General features: G+C 27.4%; 14 protein-coding genes and 1 pseudogene. 11 read left to right on the top strand and 4 right to left on the bottom strand.

Annotated features, from left to right (window positions below; genetic code table 11):
* Positions 1-303 precede the first annotated feature (303 nt).
* The 5 genes from ACEXNK_RS05205 (at position 304) to ACEXNK_RS05225 (ending at position 8,862) form a co-directional block, all read left to right on the top strand.
* Positions 304-984 carry an ABC transporter ATP-binding protein gene (locus ACEXNK_RS05205; RefSeq protein ID WP_373599162.1) on the top strand — a complete coding sequence of 227 codons (681 nt, stop codon included), beginning with the start codon at positions 304-306 and terminating at the stop codon, positions 982-984.
* The gene (locus tag ACEXNK_RS05210; RefSeq protein ID WP_373599161.1) at positions 984-3,554 is read left to right on the top strand and encodes an ABC transporter permease; all 2,571 of its coding nucleotides are present in this window, start codon (positions 984-986) and stop codon (positions 3,552-3,554) included. Before ACEXNK_RS05205 ends, ACEXNK_RS05210 begins: the two co-directional genes overlap by 1 nt.
* Before the next feature lie 327 nt (positions 3,555-3,881).
* The gene (locus tag ACEXNK_RS05215; RefSeq protein ID WP_373599160.1) at positions 3,882-4,757 is read left to right on the top strand and encodes a sulfite exporter TauE/SafE family protein; all 876 of its coding nucleotides are present in this window, start codon (positions 3,882-3,884) and stop codon (positions 4,755-4,757) included.
* Positions 4,758-4,950: 193 nt separating this feature from the next.
* The gene (locus ACEXNK_RS05220) at positions 4,951-6,858 is read left to right on the top strand and encodes an FUSC family protein (protein WP_373599159.1); all 1,908 of its coding nucleotides are present in this window, start codon (positions 4,951-4,953) and stop codon (positions 6,856-6,858) included.
* Positions 6,859-6,933: 75 nt separating this feature from the next.
* Positions 6,934-8,862, top strand: coding sequence for an FUSC family protein (locus ACEXNK_RS05225; RefSeq protein ID WP_373599158.1), 1,929 nt, complete (start codon positions 6,934-6,936; stop codon positions 8,860-8,862).
* Between the two features lie 143 nt (positions 8,863-9,005).
* Here the strand turns inward: ACEXNK_RS05225 and ACEXNK_RS05230 are convergent, their stop codons facing one another.
* Positions 9,006-9,482: a DUF4825 domain-containing protein gene (locus ACEXNK_RS05230; protein ID WP_373599157.1), complete on the bottom strand. Its 477-nt coding sequence runs from the start codon at positions 9,480-9,482 to the stop codon at positions 9,006-9,008.
* Between the two features lie 92 nt (positions 9,483-9,574).
* Here ACEXNK_RS05230 and ACEXNK_RS05235 point away from each other — a divergent pair, with 92 nt between their 5' ends.
* Entirely contained in the window at positions 9,575-10,054 is a 480-nt protein-coding gene (locus ACEXNK_RS05235) for an LURP-one-related/scramblase family protein (protein WP_373599156.1), read from the top strand.
* Between the two features lie 49 nt (positions 10,055-10,103).
* Here the strand turns inward: ACEXNK_RS05235 and ACEXNK_RS05240 are convergent, their stop codons facing one another.
* Positions 10,104-10,505: a hypothetical protein gene (locus tag ACEXNK_RS05240; RefSeq protein ID WP_373601560.1), complete on the bottom strand. Its 402-nt coding sequence runs from the start codon at positions 10,503-10,505 to the stop codon at positions 10,104-10,106.
* Positions 10,506-10,901: 396 nt separating this feature from the next.
* A pseudogene (locus ACEXNK_RS05245) lies at positions 10,902-11,060 on the bottom strand (LysR family transcriptional regulator); the annotation flags it as partial.
* Positions 11,061-11,170: 110 nt separating this feature from the next.
* On the opposite strand from ACEXNK_RS05245, the gene ACEXNK_RS05250 reads away from it, so the two are divergent.
* Both ACEXNK_RS05250 and ACEXNK_RS05255 read left to right on the top strand, forming a co-directional pair.
* Positions 11,171-12,355: a M20 metallopeptidase family protein gene (locus ACEXNK_RS05250; protein WP_373599154.1), complete on the top strand. Its 1,185-nt coding sequence runs from the start codon at positions 11,171-11,173 to the stop codon at positions 12,353-12,355.
* A 125-nt stretch (positions 12,356-12,480) separates the two neighbouring features.
* Positions 12,481-13,008, top strand: coding sequence for a DUF4878 domain-containing protein (locus ACEXNK_RS05255; protein WP_373599153.1), 528 nt, complete (start codon positions 12,481-12,483; stop codon positions 13,006-13,008).
* A 170-nt stretch (positions 13,009-13,178) separates the two neighbouring features.
* Here ACEXNK_RS05255 and ACEXNK_RS05260 read toward each other — a convergent pair whose 3' ends face one another.
* Complete coding sequence (locus ACEXNK_RS05260; protein ID WP_373599152.1) at positions 13,179-13,706, bottom strand: tryptophan transporter; 528 nt, start codon at positions 13,704-13,706, stop codon at positions 13,179-13,181.
* A 628-nt stretch (positions 13,707-14,334) separates the two neighbouring features.
* Between ACEXNK_RS05260 and ACEXNK_RS05265 the strand changes: the two genes are divergently transcribed.
* The 3 genes from ACEXNK_RS05265 to ACEXNK_RS05275 all read left to right on the top strand — a co-directional run bounded on the left by ACEXNK_RS05265 (position 14,335) and on the right by ACEXNK_RS05275 (position 18,499).
* The gene (locus tag ACEXNK_RS05265; protein ID WP_373599151.1) at positions 14,335-15,069 is read left to right on the top strand and encodes a LytR/AlgR family response regulator transcription factor; all 735 of its coding nucleotides are present in this window, start codon (positions 14,335-14,337) and stop codon (positions 15,067-15,069) included.
* A 167-nt stretch (positions 15,070-15,236) separates the two neighbouring features.
* Positions 15,237-16,655: a carbon starvation CstA family protein gene (locus tag ACEXNK_RS05270; RefSeq protein ID WP_373599150.1), complete on the top strand. Its 1,419-nt coding sequence runs from the start codon at positions 15,237-15,239 to the stop codon at positions 16,653-16,655.
* A gap of 431 nt (positions 16,656-17,086) precedes the next feature.
* On the top strand, positions 17,087-18,499 hold the full coding sequence (locus ACEXNK_RS05275) for a carbon starvation CstA family protein (RefSeq protein WP_373599149.1): 1,413 nt from the start codon (positions 17,087-17,089) through the stop codon (positions 18,497-18,499).
* Positions 18,500-18,598: the final 99 nt, after the last annotated feature.

Raw genomic sequence — 18,598 nt, forward strand, 5'->3', positions numbered from 1 at the left:
TCAATAACAAAAACTAGAGTATAAATTTTTTATAAACAATCAGTAAAGAACTAAATAAAAGTAATCAGAGGATAGGTGTGAGTTATGAGGAGCAGCGACATTTACAAGCGAGCATTTTAGCTTGTATGGAGCAAACCTCATAACTCACACCTATTCTCGTAGATATACAATAAAAAGATTAGCTTACTCAAATCTCTCAAAATTGTTATAAAAAATAGTTTAAATATAACAGCACTGTGAGGACTTTTACCCCCAAAACAAACTATCATATAAATATAACAAACAAAAAGGAGAAATAAATAAATGATTACACTAAAAGCAACAAACCTAAAAAAACACTATGGAAAAGGAAGTAACCTAGTAAAAGCCGTAGATAACATAAACCTACAAATAAACAAAGGAGAATTCATAGCAATAGTAGGAACTTCAGGAAGTGGAAAAAGTACATTACTACACTTATTAGGAGGGTTAGACAGACCAACAGAAGGAAAAGTAATAGTAGACAACAAAGACATATTTTGTATGAAAGACGATGAACTAACAATCTTTAGAAGAAGAAACGTAGGATTCATATTCCAAAACTACAACCTAGTACCAATACTAAACGTATACGAAAATATAGTACTACCTATAGAACTTGACGGAAATAAAATAGACACAAAATTTATAGACGAAATAATAAGTACACTATCATTAACATCAAAAATAAACTCACTACCAAGTAACTTGTCTGGAGGACAACAACAAAGAGTAGCAATAGCAAGGGCACTAGCAACAAAACCATCAATAATACTAGCAGATGAACCAACAGGAAACCTAGACAGCAAAACAACTCATGAAGTAATGGGATTACTAAAACTAACTAGCCAAAAATTTAATCAAACAATAGTAATGATAACTCACAGTGAAGAACTAGCTCAACTTGCAGACAGAGTTATAAGAATAGAAGATGGTAAAATCGTAAACCCAGGAGGGAATGTATAATGCTAAACAACAACAACACATCCTCCGTAAATAAACTAAGTAAAAAAATACTAAAAGCAAATAAACTAAGAAACCTATTTGCAGTAATGGCAATAGCACTAACAACATTATTAATAACAACAACCCTAACAGCAGGAATTACCTTCTACAAAACCAACAAACTATACAGCATAGTAAGTACATATGGGATAAATGCAGATGGATACATAAATATTAACAATGAAAATATAAAAAAACTTGAAAAAATGAATAACATAAAAGACATAGGAATTACTAAAATGGCAAGTATACAAGGAATTAAAAACAAAGAACTTTTAAATGAAAGAGTATCTCTTGAATATGCCAACAAAAAAGCCTATGACATGATGTTTATAGTACCAATAGAAGGAACTTTTCCAAAATCAGAAGATGAAGTACTAGTTCCTACATGGATGCTAGATGTATTAAAAATTGATAAAAAAGTAGGAGAAAAAATAAACCTAGATATAGAGATAGATGGAAAAGTTCAAACTAAAAGCTTAAAACTATGTGGATATTATGAATCTTTATTAGGAAGAGGTTCTGATAGCTCAAAAGTATTTGTAAGTGAAGATTTTATAAATAAATACAACAAAAACATATTAAAAGAAGCTGGAAGTCAAACTGCTTTTTTAAATCTAAAAAATATAGATAGCAAATCAACAGAGAAAGATGTAGACAATGAATTAGATAAAATAAAAAAAGAAATAGGTGCAACTAAAGCGAAAGTTCATCCGAAATACTCAGATGAAAATGCACCTGTAGATAATGCTACAAATCAAATTATAGCCGTGGTAACAGGTATATTAATAGTTATATTTACAGGATATTTAATAATATATAACATATTTTATATCTCAGTTAGTAAAGATATAAAATTTTATGGGTTACTAAAAACTATAGGAACAACCTCAAAACAACTAAAGAAACTAATATTAAGACAAGCATTAATTCTATCGATTATAGGAATACCAATAGGACTTATATTAGGATACCTAGTTGCAAGTTATATAATACCATTGGCAATGTCTATGACTATATTTAAAAATATAACTATAGTATCAATGGATATGTATATATTTTTAATTGCAACAATATTTTCATTAATAACTGTATATATAAGTTGTAGAAAACCAGGGAAAGTAGCAGGAAAAGTTTCTCCAGTAGAAGCTACAAGATATGTAAGTAGCGATTTAAAAACTTCAAAAAAGAATAGTAAAAAAGGAGTTGGGGGAGCTAAAATTCATAAAATGGCTTGGGGTAATATTTTAAAAAATAAAAAGAAAGTATTTTTATCAATACTATCTATAACTCTAAGTGCACTTACAATAATATTTACAGTAACAGCAACTCTTGGAATAGATCCTGAAAAACATGCGGATAATCAATTACTTTATGATATGGTTGTTAGTAATGATATAAGTCACTTTTATGGAGAAGAAGAGTATCAACCAATAACTGAAAACTTAATACAAGAAATAGAAACTTTAGATTTTGTAAAAGAAGTTAAGCCTCAATACAGTGTTATAGGTTATGAAGCTGATGGAAAAATTTATAGCTTTGGAGCTACTATAAAATTACAAGGAAAATTCAAAGAAGAAATTGAAAGCTACAAAAATGAAAAAGGATACAATGGATTTAGCTATGTAGACAAAGATATGATAAATACAGAAGTTAAATCTTTAAACGTAGGGGATTTAGATAAAAATATAGATAGAGTTAAATTAATTGATGGAAAAATAGATAAAGGAAAGTTTGAAAGTGGTAATGAAATAATATACTATGCTCCTTTAGAAAAAGCTAATGTTTTAAAAGCAGGAGATAAAATAACTCTAAACTTTGTTCAAAGAGATAAAAATGGAAAAGTTATAAATGAGATAAAAAAAGACTTTAATATTATGGCAATAGTAACAGGCAATGACAATGGATGGAGTGCTAATGACCTTGGGTTTATAACAATGGAAGAAAATACTTTTAAGGAAACATTTAAAGATTATAAAAATTATGTAAGTAAGATTAATATAGAATTAAAAGACACTGATGATTTAGGTGAAGCGGATAGAAAAATAAGTGCGATTTTAATAGACTCAGGCAATAACACATTAGGTATGGTTTCTAAAAATTACTTTATTGATGGAATAAGTGAATTAAAAGTTATATTTATGACTATCGGAAGTATAGTAGGAGCTATATTAGGATTTATAGGAGCGATAAACGTAATAAACACAGTATTTAGTAGCATATTTGATAGAAAAGTTGAATTTGCAATGCTAGAATCTATTGGAATGACTAAAAATCAAATTAAAAAGATGATCCTATTTGAAGGAATTTATAACATATTACTAACTATAATACTAATAATTCCATTAGGAATAGTAGTGTCTTTCATAGCTCCTATGGTGGTACCTATTTACGGAGGATTTAGTTTTAAGATATATGCATTATCTGTAAGTATATGTATAATTATGATTTCTATATTGATGATAAGTGTCCCTTTTATAGCTTATAAAATAATTAGTAAAGAAAGTATAGTTGAAAGAATAAGATCTTAGAAAAACAACTTAAATTTTAGTGCAAGTTGTGTCTGAAATATGACAATAGTCTGAAAATTGACAAATACTAAACAATCTATAATATTGATGGAATAACTTATATGCAAAAATATTTTTATGTAAAAAATAAACATCGTGTCAATAAATAGACATTGTTAAAAAATAGATATAAGTATAAAATAACAATAATCATGAAATAATACCAATAAACAAGCAAAAAAATGCCATTTTTTTAACGAATAAAATTTAAAAATGTAGAATGAAAAAATGGCATAAAAATTGCTTGCAATATATAGTAAGTCAAAACTATATCAAGGGGGTATTATAGTGATAAATATAATAAGAATATTCTTAGGTGCATTTACTGCATTCTTTGCTTTCAATTTTGCAAAAGATGTATCTAAGGCAAAAAAAGAAAACAAATTTGAAGACATACCACAATGGAAACCAGTAACAACTGGGTTTGTAACAGACTTTTTCGATACATTAGGAATAGGATCATTTGCACCAACCGTTGCAATGTTTAATGGTCTAAAGATGAATATATCAGATAGATTAATACCAGGAACACTAAATGTATGCCACACAATACCAGTAGTATTAGAAGCATTCATATTTACAACAGTAATAGAAGTAGACCCCGTAACCTTGATAAGCTTAATAGCATCAGCAGTAGTAGGTTCATACCTAGGAGCTGGAATCATATCTAAAATGGATGAAAGAAAAATACAAATAATAATGGGTATAGCACTAGCAATAACTGCTTTACTTATGTTACTTGCTCAACTTGGATTAATGCCAGGAGGGGGAACTGCAACAGGATTAACTGGAGCAAAACTTGTAATAGGAATTATAGGTAACTTTATATTAGGAGCATTAATGACAGCAGGAGTTGGACTTTATTCTCCATGTATGGCAATGGTTTATTTCTTAGGGATGTCACCAGATGTAGCTTTCCCTATAATGATGGGTTCTTGTGCAATGCTAATGCCAATTGCAAGTACTAAGTTTATAAAAGAAGGAGCTTATGCTAGAAAAACTTCTTTATTCGTAACATTAGGTGGAGTAGTAGGAGTATTTATAGCTGCATTTATAGTAAAATCTATGCCTATGAATATATTAAAATGGTTAGTAATAGTAGTTATAGCTTATACATCTGTAGCTATGTTAAAGAAAGCTTTTAACACTGAGAAAAAAGCTTAATATAAAAAAATAATTAATAAAAGACTGTCTTAAAATTTAAATTTTGGGCAGTCTTTTTTATGCTTAAATTAACTATATTAACAAATGCTTATAGACGATTTATGTAAATTAAGAAAAATAATATATTTTATATTACGAAAGAAATGGGTATGTTTTTAATTAGCATATAAATAAAACTAAAGGAGATTTTAAAATGAAAGTTACAAAAAAAGAATTTATAATGAAAACTTTAATGTTTATATTTGTAGTTTTTATCGCATTTGTATTTAGAATCATATTTGGTTCTGAAAACACTATAGTAGGCATAATTGGAATTATAGCAGCATTATCTCTTATAAGTACTGATTATACAATAAACCCAGTTAAAAATACTATATATTTTATATTAATTGAATTAACAATAGGAATAGCTGCATATATAGCATCATTAAACCCAATCTTGGAATTAATAGTAACTTTTTTAGTTATATTTTCAGTATTATACAACTTTACATATAACACTAAAAACTCAACATATACAGCTTTTACACTAGGTTATTTATTTATGCTATATGCACCAGTAAAATTTATTCAATTACCTTCAAGATTAGCAGGCCTTGTTTTTTGTGGTATTTTAATAATGGCAGTGCAAATGATATTTAACAAAAATAAATTGAAAAAATCTGCACAAAAAATTATTCAAACTACTATAAAAACTATGAAAGAAGAAATAAATACTTTAAGTAATGGAAAAAATTTAGAACAATCTACAAATTTAAAAAAAGATATATATACTAATCTAAGAGATTTACAATCTAACATTTATGAAAGAATAGATAGAGATGTACAATTGCCAGTAGTATTAACACAAACCTTATTTATTAGTATGTTTTTAGAAAGTTGCAACTTGACTTTAGACAAAATTAAAAATGAGGATAAAGGTTATAACAAAATATTAAACTATTTAGATTATATTTTGGATGAAATAAATAAATACATACAAAAGAACACTAGTATAGATGAGATTTTAGAAAAACTAGATAGATTTACAACAGAAGTTAAAAATACTAATACAAAATATTATTTAGGTTTTGAACTTCAAACAGGAGTAAGTATATTAAAAGATAATTTAATAAATGCAAATGAGGAATATACAAAACAATTAAAAGAAAAATATTCTATAAAACATATAGTAAATAAGTTAAATGAATTAAAAAATAATATAAATAAAGAATCTCTTAAGTTTACCTTTGCACTTAGAGGAGCGATAGTTATAAGTTTAGGTGTAGGGATAGTTAGTATTTTAAACCTAAAATATGGCAAATGGTTAGTATGTAGTTCCGCAAATGTAGTTCAACCCTATCTTGAAACTAGTGAAGATAGAGGCAGAAATAGAATTATAGGAACTATACTAGGCCTAGTTGTTTTTGAAACAATATTTTTTATTTTCAAAGGAGAAATGCAAAGATCTATTATAATACTTACAGCAGGATATTTAAGTATATATGTAAACGATTGTAAATATAGAATGATATTTACGACTACATCATCATTAGGAATAGCGGCTATTACAGGAAATGTAGAAACTATATCTATTGAAAGATTAATAATGGTATTTATTGGTACAGGTATAGCGTTATATGCAAATAAACTGATATTACCATATAAAATGAGTGAAATAACTAAAAAGGAAGTTAGACAAGTTACAAAGTTAAATGAAAAAATACTAGAAAAAGTATATGACTTAGAAGTTAACAATAAAAGTTTAGGCGAAGAGTTTAAAAATTTAATCATTATAAATGAACTTGATAATAAAAAGATAAGTTTAAATAATAAAACTTTAGCATCTAGCAAGATAGATGATTTCTTATACAATCAACGTATATTTATAAACAAAACTCGCTTCTTGATGAATACAGTGAAAAAGTGTAGTGAAACTATAAAAGATAAAACTAAGCTATTAAGTTATATAAATAATATAATTAAAAATGAAAATACAAAAGAAGATAAGATAGGTTATTTAAAAAGCTTAGATGATATAATAAGTAAAATAATATTAGTAGATATAGTAAAACTAAAAGAAAATATAGAAAAATCTAAAGAGCTAATAAATCAAATATAGTTAAAAAATAGTGCTATTAAATATTGTTTTATAGTGAAATATTTAAGAAGGATAATAAATCAAAGGAGATTTGAAATGAGTATCAACAATAAAAAAATAATGCCTACAACTATAATGTTTTTAGTGATAGTAGGCGTAATCGTTGGATTTAAATCTGTATTTGGAGATGCAAATACATTAGTTGGGGTTGCGGGAGTTACGGCAGCACTATCTTTACTTGGAACAGACTATACTATAAATCCAATAAAAAATACTATATATTTTGTAGGAATTGAAGTGGGACTTGGAATAGCTTCATATTTAGCAGGATTAAATGCAGTACTTGGATTAATTATAACTTTTATAGTTATATTTTTTATATTATATACATTTACATATAATACTAAAAAGCCAACATATGTAGCATTTACTTTAGGGTATTTATTTATGCTATACACACCAGTAAGTACAGAAGAAATGCCAATGAGATTAGCAGGCCTTGCGTTTTGTGGTTTAGCAATAATGGCAATGCAAATGTTAGTTAATAAAAATAAACTAAAAACAAATGCTAAAAAGACAATAGCTAACTCTATAGCATCTATAAATGAAGAAATTGATTTAATAATTACGAATGAAAAATCAAATTTAGCACAAAATTTAAATTTAGATATATATAATAACTTAAGGGATTTAGTATCTCAAATTTATAAAAGAATAGATAAAGACGCAGAACTACCAATGAACGTAATGCAAGCTTTATTTATTAGTAAATTTTTAGAAAGCATAAACTTAACTTTAGACAAAATAAGAAATTCTAACGATATAGATAATGGATATAATAAAACATTAACTAGTACAAAAGAAGTATTAAATAGTTTAAATGAATTTATAGAAGAAAAAATAACTATAGAAGAAATTATATCAAGATTAGAAAAATTTGAAGAAGAAAATAAAGAAGTTAATTCTAAATATTATCTAATATTTGAAATACAAGATGGAGTAAGTATTTTAAAAGAAGATTTAATAAACAGTAAAAATTACTGCGTTAAAAAATTGAGTCAAAAATATTTTGTTAAAAATATATTAGGAAAATTAAATGACTTAAAAAATAACATGCATAAAGATTCTCTTAAATTTACATTTGCACTTCGAGGAGCTTTAGTAACTAGTATAGGTGTATGTATAGTTAGTGCTTTGGATTTAGAATATGGTAGATGGTTAGTATTTAGTTTATCTTCAATAGTTCAACCATACTTAGAAGCGAGTCAAACAAAAGGTAAGGAAAGAATAACAGGAACAATAATAGGATTAATACTATTTGAAATATTATTCTCTATTGTAAGAGGAGACGCTGGAAGAACTTTAATTATACTAATAGTAGGATATATAAGTAACTATCAAGTTAAATACACTTATCAAATGGTATGTACCACAGTATCAGCATTAGGAGCAGCATCTATGACTGGAGATATAGGAATACTATCCATTGAAAGAATAAGCATGGTACTTATAGGAACAGTAGTTGCTTTATATGCAAACAAAGTTATCTTACCATATAAAATGAGTGAAGTAACTAAAAATGAAATAAAGAAATCTATAAGACTAAACGAACAAATACTAAAAAAACTATATGATTTAGGAATGCAAAATCTAGTAATAGATGATAAAGCTAAAGAAATATTAATAGTCAATGAACTTATTAATAAGAAAATAGATGCAAATAATTTAACACTAACATCTAAATATATAGATGACTTTTTATACAATCAGCGTATATTTATGAATGAAATAAGATTTTTAACTAACAATTTTAAAAAGTACAAAAAAACAAAAAAAGATCACGCAAAATTATTTTATGACATAGAAGCTATAATGTATAAACAAAATACAAAAGAAGAAATAGAAAAATACTTTGAAAATTTAGAAGATAAAACAAGTAAATTAATACTAATAGACATACTAGAATTAAAAGAAAATATACAAAAATCAAGGGATATATCAGAAATGCTATCTCAACAACTATAACCTTATACTAAAATAGGGTGACTAATATGGTAACAGAAGGTGTTGGATTATAAGTTGCAGCGACATTTACAAGCAGCTCTATCGCTTGTATGGAGCAAAACTTATAATACAATACCTTCGACTCATACCTAGTCACGCCTAAATCAACTACCACAAAACTTATTCCAAGAATCCGGATCACAAACTAGTTTCTCAAAATCCAATTCATAACAATCATCAATCACTTTTCTATCATAAGAAAAAGTTTTATCGTCTATACTAAAATGTATAATATCTAAATTATCTATAAGTGAAAACATAACAACTGCATTCTTTTCAGATAAACTACGAAAGTCTACTGTATTAATATGATTAAAATCATAAGACACAACCAATTCATAAGGTTCTTTAATAGTCTTTAGTTCAAACCCTTGATTGTAATTAACTCCGGGTAGATTATAAAGAATATTACCAACTGCGCTATTATCTCCAACACAAGAATTTTGATACTTAGACAACTCTTTAATATTAACTTCAGACATAGTTTCAATCTCATTGAAAATACTAGCATCATTTACACTTTCACACCCCACTAGAAAGAAAAGTGACACTAAAACCAAAGGTAAAATATATTTCCCCACCAAAATACCCCCTTTTAAGATAATTATACAATATTTTACATTGGAGTAATATAATTAAAGTATATTAATATATAAATCTAGGAGGAGAATTTATGAAATATTATATGAAATCAAAGCTTTTCAAAATAAAGGAAGACTTTTGGATAAAAAATGAGTACGATGAAGAAGTATTCTTTGTAGATAATAAGTTTTTAACTCTAGGACTTCAGTTTGATATGATAAAAAATGGAGAAACTTTATACTCAGTAAAAGAAAGATTATTAGCTTTTATGGGAAAATACGAAGTAATGAAAGGAAATAAGGTTGTAGCCAATATAAATAGAAAATTTACTTTTTTCAAAGATAAGTTAGATGTAGATTGCGAGTATGGAAATTTATGCATAAAAGGTAATATATTTGACTATAACTATAAAATTTATAAAGATAGAGAAGTAATAGCAACAATAAGTAAAGAATTCTTCTCATTTACAGACAACTATAAGGTAGATATAAATTTTGAAGATGAAGCATTTATATTAACTTTGGTAGTTATAATAGATGATGTCATAGATAAACAAAGAAATAATAATTAATAAATAAAATAGGTCTACACTAATAGAAGTTTATTAGCGTAGCCTATTATTAATCTAAAAAGAAACTAGTTAGATTATTTATAAAATCTGACTCTACAGGAGTTAATGTATAATTGCTTCGACAAATCCATCCAAATATCATATTCAATCCATCCAAATCAAAACATTTGTACTTAATGTTAAAATTGTCAAATAAATTTAAGTTTTTGTTATCAAATTTAGACAAAAACGTTACAGCATTTGTACTTTTCATTGTATATAAAAGAGATGCATAATCTGATACAGATATTAAATTGCTTATACTGTCTTTCTTTTTAATAAAATCCAATTTATTGTAAATTAAATAAGGATCATCTAAATTACATGATACTAGAGGATATTGATATAAATCATCAAAGGTTATAGAATCCCTACAATATAAAGGATGATTATCTAAAACATAAACACACAACTTATTCGGTGCTAAAGGAGTAAACTCTAAATTTTTAGATTTAAATATAGTGCTTAAAAAATCAAAAACATCGGTTGAAACACTTATAATACCTATATTAAATAACTTACTATAAACATCTTGTATTACTTCAAAGTAAGGAGTTTGCTTAAATACAAAATTAGTTTTGTTATTTTGATAAACCTTATGAATACTTAAAAACTCATCTAATACAAATGAATAAAAGTTGGATGTAACCTTTAGGTTATATGGTAACGGTAAGTTTGAATCTGCACCAATAGTATTAATTAAATCTACATTATCCTTAATACCACTAGCAAGATTTAAAAACTTAGCTCCTTTTTGTGTAAGAACAACACCTGTATTTTTTCTTTCAAATATAGCAAATCCTAGTTCTGATTCTAATGCTTTTAAGGAAGTACTTAAATTTGGTTGGGTAAGTAATAAATTCTTAGCAGCCTTTGAAATTGAACCTACTTTTGCTATTTCTAATACATAAATAATTTGATCAAGTGTGATAACTATCCCTCCCTTAAAAATAGGTATAAATAAAATTTATATCTACCTATAAAAAATATAGATTTTATCATACCGATTATAGATTGATATTATATTAATAGATAATAAATAGCAATAAAATTTTAAAGTAAAGGAAGTTGAAAAATATGAATATAACACAAGAAGCTAAAAATATTGAAGATTATATAATAAAATGCAGACAAGACTTACATCAAATGCCCGAAGTAGGAATAAATTTAGAAAAAACTAGTACTTATGTAAAGAGTAGACTAGATGAACTACAAATACCTTATAAGCAACTAAAAAATTGCAGTGGTATAGTAGGAATCATAGGAAATAAAGAAGGAAAAGTAATTGGATTAAGAGCTGATATGGATGCATTACCTATAAAAGAAGAAGCTGATGTTTCTTTCAAATCAAAAAATAATAACATGCATGCATGTGGGCATGATACACATACCGCTATGCTTTTAGGTGCAGCTAAAATTTTAAAAGAAAATGAAGATAGTTTAAATGGACAAGTTAAGTTATTATTTCAACCAGCAGAAGAACAAGGCATGGGGGCTAAACTTATGGTAGATGAAGGGGCATTAGAAAATCCTAAAGTAGATTTTATAATAGGACAGCATATAGGTGCTTTTGAAGGTATTAATCCTGGAACAATGTTTATTAAGAGTAATAACTTTTTAGCATCTGCAGACTCATTTTATATAAAGATACTAGGAAGTGGAGGTCATGGATCTACTCCTGAATTAACAGTAGATCCAATATATATATCTACGCAAGTTATAAACTCAATTTATGGAGTTATAAGCAGAGAGATAGGTGCTACAGATTCAGTAACTATAAGTATTTGTAATGTAAAAAGTGAGCAACAAGAAATACCTGCTTATAATATAATTCCTAACTATGTGGAAATAATGGGAACTGTAAGATGTAGTAAAAACTCTAATAGAGATTTCATAAAAGAAAGAATGGAGAGAATTATTAAAAATACTACTGAAGAATTTAATGGAAGTTATGAATTTGAATATATAAAGCAATTTCCAGCATTAAATAATGATCCTAAGATGACTGAATTTATTATAAACTCAGCTTCTGAAGTTGTAGGAAAAGAAAATATTATAAAACTAGATTCTGGAATGATGGGATCAGAAGATATATCATACTTTTTTGAAAAAGTACCAGGAGTATTTTGGGGATTAAATGCAAATATAGAAGAAGAGAAAATATATTGTGCTCATCACCCAAAATTTAAAATTAATGAAAATGTATTATACAAAGGAAGTGCAATATTGGCACAATCAGCTATTGACTATTTAAATGATTAACTATAATAATAAAAATCCTATTAATGTTATTAATAATTTATATATTTATCAATAAATGACAAAATATGACAAAAACTTTATGTATAATAACAGTGTTAGTTTAACATAAAGAAAGGGTGAATATTATGAGAAATAAAATTGCATTAGCATTAATAGTAGTTTTATCAATGGTTGTATTAGCAGGTTGTGGAGGAAATAGTCCAACAGATGTAGTAAATTCTTATTTTAAGGAAATAAAATCAGGAGAAAATAATGAAGTATCAAACTATATAGTAGGTACAGTAGATGAACAAACTGCAACAGATCAAGATACAGATCCTAAATTAGAAGAAGCTATAAACATATATGTATCAAAATTAGATGCAAAAGTTTTATCTGAGAAAGTAGATGGTGACAAAGCTACAGTAGAAGTTGAATTAAATGGATTAAACTTTGGGCAAATGATGATAACAGTTTTACAAGAAAATATAGCTGACATATTCAGTGGAAAAGAGCAATCAAGTGAAGATATAGGTGCAGACTTTTTAGCTGCTGTAAAAAGTGCTAAGCCAGAAAGTAGAAAAGGAAAGATAAACTTAACTAAAGTTGATAATAAGTGGAAGATAGAACAAGATAATGATTTAATAACACTAGTATTCGGTAGTGTAGAGTAATAATATATACTTTGAGAAGGGTTAACATATAGGTTTTGCTCCATACAGGCGATAAAGCTGCCTGTAAATGTCGCTTAAACCTATATGTTAACCCTTCTCTTATTTTAAAATATTAATATAGATTAAAAAGCAAAGCTTATATTATGCCTCCTGTGCAAGCTTTGGTAAATCTATGCTTTAGAAGTTCTCTTAAGTGATATCTTTACAACTTTATATAAAAATGCACCAACAAAGAAGTTTAATACACAAGTTGGAACTACTATTGTTAAAAATAGTGGTAAAAATGGAGCAGGAAGTCCTACTATAATTTTTGCAAAGTATAAAAATGTAGTTCCACTTATTAATGTTCCTATAGGTAGTATTATCATAATTAACACATTATCACTTAACTTATTTAAAACTTTTATCTTAGTAGATAAATATATAATCATATAAACTATATTAGCAGTTACAATTTTATCTATAATATTTGGAAGTTGACCTCCAGGAAATTTAGTAGTCAAAGCAGTAAATACCCCAGTAATAATTGCAGATATTATACAAGTCTTATAATCATTTTTATTTAATAACATTATTACAAATAACATAGCAATAGCAAAATCAGGTTGCATCGGTAGTCCTATAGAAGGCGTAATTTGATGTAGCATTAGTCCTATTGCTAAAAGTATTGAGTTTATAGTTAGTGTTCTTGTTTTCATAATTGAAAATCCTCCTTGTATTTTTAAATATTTTGTTTAGCCAATGAGCTTCGTTATCGTTATTTGAATCAATAGTTCATAACACATCAATCACCTCCTTAAATTAAAAAGTTTTATAAACATAAAAAAACTTCGCCCTAAATAAATAGGACGAAGTTTATTCCGCGATACCACCTAAATTGTAATTTATAAGTAGTATTATATTAACTATAAATATAATTAACATAACACAACTTATAAATATACCTCTTAAATCAAGTACTAACATACTCTACCCGCTATAACGTGCAGGACACGGTAAATATTACTCTCTAAAAAAGATTTCACTTTACTCCTCAAAGGCCCATTCACCAAGTTCTTTCATGCTAAGATTCCACCATCCTCAGCTCTCTATATCGAACCTAAACTTAACTACTATCCCTTATCAATGGATATATATGCTTTTTTATTATGATATGATTAAATTTTAAAAATGTCAACTGAAAATTAAAAAAATTCATAAAATATAATGAATATAATCATTTTAGTTTGATAAAAAATTAGTTAAAATACTTACTTTTCATTACAATTTCATAGTAAAATAAGGTAAGATAAGAATTAATAAAAATCATAATAAGGATTGATGGGGATGAAAGATATAAAAGCAATAATCGTAGAATATGAACTTTTAGCAAGACAACAGCTTAGATATCTTATAGAAACAAATAGTAATATACAAATTGTTAAAGAGTGTAGCGATGGGTTGCAAGTTTTAGAATTTATTCAAAATCATAAAGTAGATTTAATATTTTTAGATATAAACATTCCAAAACTAGATGGAATATTATTAACCAATATAATAAATAATTTTAAATATAAACCTAAAATTATTTTTACAACAGCAGATGAATGCTATGCAGCTAAAGCATATTCGTTAAATGTGTATGATTATATACTAAAGCCTTATTCTAAGAATAGGTTAATAGCATTATTTGATAAAATAGAAAATGATTTTAAAGAATCTTTACAAATAGAAAATACAAATATAGAAGACCTTTCAAGCAAACTAAGTCTTTGGAAGGGAGATAAAATAGTAGTTATAGATGTTAAAGAAATTTACTATTGTGAAGCGCATAAAAAAACTACTTATATCCACACTGAAAAAGATATATTTGAAGTAAGAGAAGGAATATCTCATGTAGAAGAAATTATAAATAATAATATATTTTATAGATGCCATAGATCGTATTTGGTAAATTTAACAAAAATAGGCGAAATAATTCCTTGGGGAAATAATGCTTACATAATAAAGTTAAAAAATAATCATGAATTAGAAGTCAGTAGAAGTAAAGTAAAAGAATTTAGAAAGCTTATGCATATATAAAATTTTGTTCCTTTAAAACTACAACTAGTTCCCTAAAAAAGACATTTAGTTCTCAAATCGACAAATAAACACAAAATAACTGTATTATTTATATTAAGAAATATATATAATATATATTTCTTATGAATGTAGTTATTATATTTATTTGAACGAGGGGAGATTTTAAAATGGTAAGTTTTTTAGGGTCAATGGTATTACTTATAGTAGGATACGTATTCTATGGTAAGTTTGTTGAAAAAACCTTTGGCATAAATGACGAAAACCAAACGCCAGCCAACACGTTGACAGACGGAGTGGATTATATTCCAATGAAATGGAATAAAATATTTTTAATCCAATTCTTAAACATCGCAGGGCTAGGACCAATATTTGGAGCTATACAGGGGGCATTATTTGGACCGGCAGCATTTTTATGGATTGTTTTCGGATGTATATTTGCAGGGGGAGTACACGACTTTTTATCAGGATATTTATCTATGAAAAATAAAGGAGCGTCGGCATCGGAATTAGTTGGATTGTATCTGGGGGACAAAGTTAGAACGGTAATGAGAGTTTTTACAGTTGTATTATTGATATTAGTTGGAGCTGTATTTATGACAGGTCCTGCGGCACTACTAACAACACTAACATCAATAGACGCAAGTATATGGGTAGTTGTAATAGTTCTATACTATATAGCGGCAACAGTTTTACCAGTAGATAAAGTTATCGGAAAAATTTATCCAATATTTGGAGCAGCACTTTTAATAATGGCAGTAGGAGTTGCAGGAGGACTAATCGTTCAGGGGTACGATATACCAAATGTAACACTTCAAAACTTAAATCCAAACGGACAGCCAATATTCCCATTTTTATTCATAACAATAGCTTGTGGAGCAATTTCCGGGTTCCATGCGACACAATCACCAATGATGGCTAGATGTATAGAAAAAGAAAGTGAAGCACGAAAAGTATTTTACGGATCAATGGTTGCAGAAGGTATAATAGCTTTAATATGGGCAGCCGCAGCCATGTCATTTTTCGGAGGCGTGCCACAATTAGATGTTATATTAGCTGCTGGGGGACCAGCATCAGTAGTAAATACAATATCAGTTTCACTAATGGGCAAAATTGGTGGAGCACTTGCAATACTAGGAGTTGTAGTGTGTCCTATAACAAGTGGAGATACAGCATTTAGAAGTGCAAGACTTACAATAGCAGATGCTATGAAAATAGACCAAACTAGTACGAAAAGTAGATTTATGATATCTATACCACTATTTGTAGTAGGGATAGGACTAACATTTATAGACTTTAACATAATATGGAGATATTTCTCATGGGCTAACCAAACGCTAGCAATGATAATGTTATGGACAGGTTCAGTATATTTAGCAAAAGAAAATAAAAATCATTATATAAGCACAATTCCAGCTATATTTATGACAGTCGTAACATTTGGATATATCATGCAAGCACCAGAAGGATTTAGACTACCAGCAGAAATATCTAATATTATAGGAGTATTAGTTGCAGTGATATTTACATGTTTATTTGCAAACAAAGTGAAAAAAATAAAACAAAACAATAAAAAACTAGAGGCCTAAAATAAAAACCTTACAAAGAAACTACCGAGTGATAGTAAATAACAAGGTATATAAATTAAATTTCATACAAGTCATATCGCACCTCCTATTGTATGAAATTAAAATATATATCTAACGTTACTATAACTCGGTAGTTTTTTATGTAAAATAAAATCTAGAAAAACTTATATACTCATCTAAAGTTCTAAAAATTTCTGAATTTCGAACTAAAAATATAAAATAAATTTAAAGAATAATTTGCTATGAAAATATTTTCATGCTACATTTTATGAAAAATTGTATTTAATGTAGCAATTTTTGCATTTCATTCATCAATACTTACATTTAGTACAATATTAAACAAAACCTTAACAATAAGATGTATTATCTAGGTATAGAAAATTTAAACAAAAGAAATCATTCATAATTATTTAAAGAAAGGGTGAACCTAGATGATAAGTTTCATAGGGTCAATAATATTACTTATAGCAGGATACTTTACTTATGGTAAGTTTGTTGAAAAGACATTTGGAATAGACGACAACAGACCAACACCTGCAACAACAATGGAAGATGGTGTAGACTATGTTCCGATGAAATGGAGAAAAATATTCCTTATACAATTCTTAAACATAGCAGGACTTGGACCAATATTTGGAGCAATCCAAGGGGCATTATTTGGACCAGCGGCATTCTTATGGATAGTATTTGGATGTATATTCGCAGGAGGAGTTCACGACTTCTTATCAGGATATTTATCAATGAAAAACAAAGGGGATTCAGCATCAGAGTTAGTTGGTAGATATTTAGGAAACTCAACTAAGACTTTAATGAGAATATTCACAGTTGTACTTTTAATACTAGTTGGTACAGTATTTATGACAGGACCAGCAGCACTTTTAACAACATTAACATCAATAGATGCTAAGATATGGGTTGTTATAATAGTTTTATACTATATAGCAGCAACAGTTTTACCAGTAGATACAGTTATCGGTAAAATATATCCATTATTTGGAGCAGCGCTTTTAATAATGGCAGTTGGAGTTGCAGGAGGATTAATATTCCAAGGATATGATATACCTGAAGTAGCTCTTACTAATTTAAATCCAAATGGACAACCATTATTCCCATTCTTATTCATAACAATAGCATGTGGAGCAATATCAGGATTCCATGCTACACAATCACCAATGATGGCAAGATGTGTAGAAAAAGAAAGTGAAGCTAGAAGAATATTCTACGGATCAATGATAGCAGAAGGTATAATAGCTTTAATATGGGCAGCAGCAGCTATGACATTCTTTGGTGGAGTACCACAATTAGATGTTATATTATCAGCTGGAGGACCTGCAACAGTAGTAAATACAATATCAAATACTTTAATGGGACCGGTTGGTGGATTACTTGCAGTATTAGGAGTTGTAGTATGTCCTATAACAAGTGGAGATACAGCATTTAGAAGTGCAAGACTTACAATAGCAGATGCTATGAAATTAGATCAAAGTAAAATAAAAAATAGATTTATGATATCTATACCATTATTTGTTATAGGTATAGCATTAACATTCATAGATTTCAACATAATATGGAGATACTTCTCTTGGGCTAACCAAACATTAGCAATGATAATGTTATGGACAGGTTCAGCATACTTAGCTAAAGAGAACAAAAACCACTTTATAAGTACAATACCAGCTATATTTATGACAGCTGTAACATTTGCTTATATACTTCAAGCTCCAGAAGGATTTAGATTACCAGCAGGAATGTCTAATGGATTAGGAGTTTTAATAGCAATAATATTCACTGTATTATTTGCAAATAAAGTTAAAAAATTAAAAGCTGAAAGCCACAGTTTATAATTATTAATACAAAAAGTTGTTAACATAGGAGCCTTAATTTAAGGCTCCTTTTTTATGTTTAGTTTATAAAGTTTAGATATACCAATTAAATATTTTTTA

Origin of the sequence: Paraclostridium bifermentans, from assembly GCF_964259345.1 — a bacterium.
In the GTDB taxonomy this organism is placed as follows: Bacteria; Bacillota; Clostridia; order Peptostreptococcales; family Peptostreptococcaceae; genus Paraclostridium; species Paraclostridium bifermentans_B.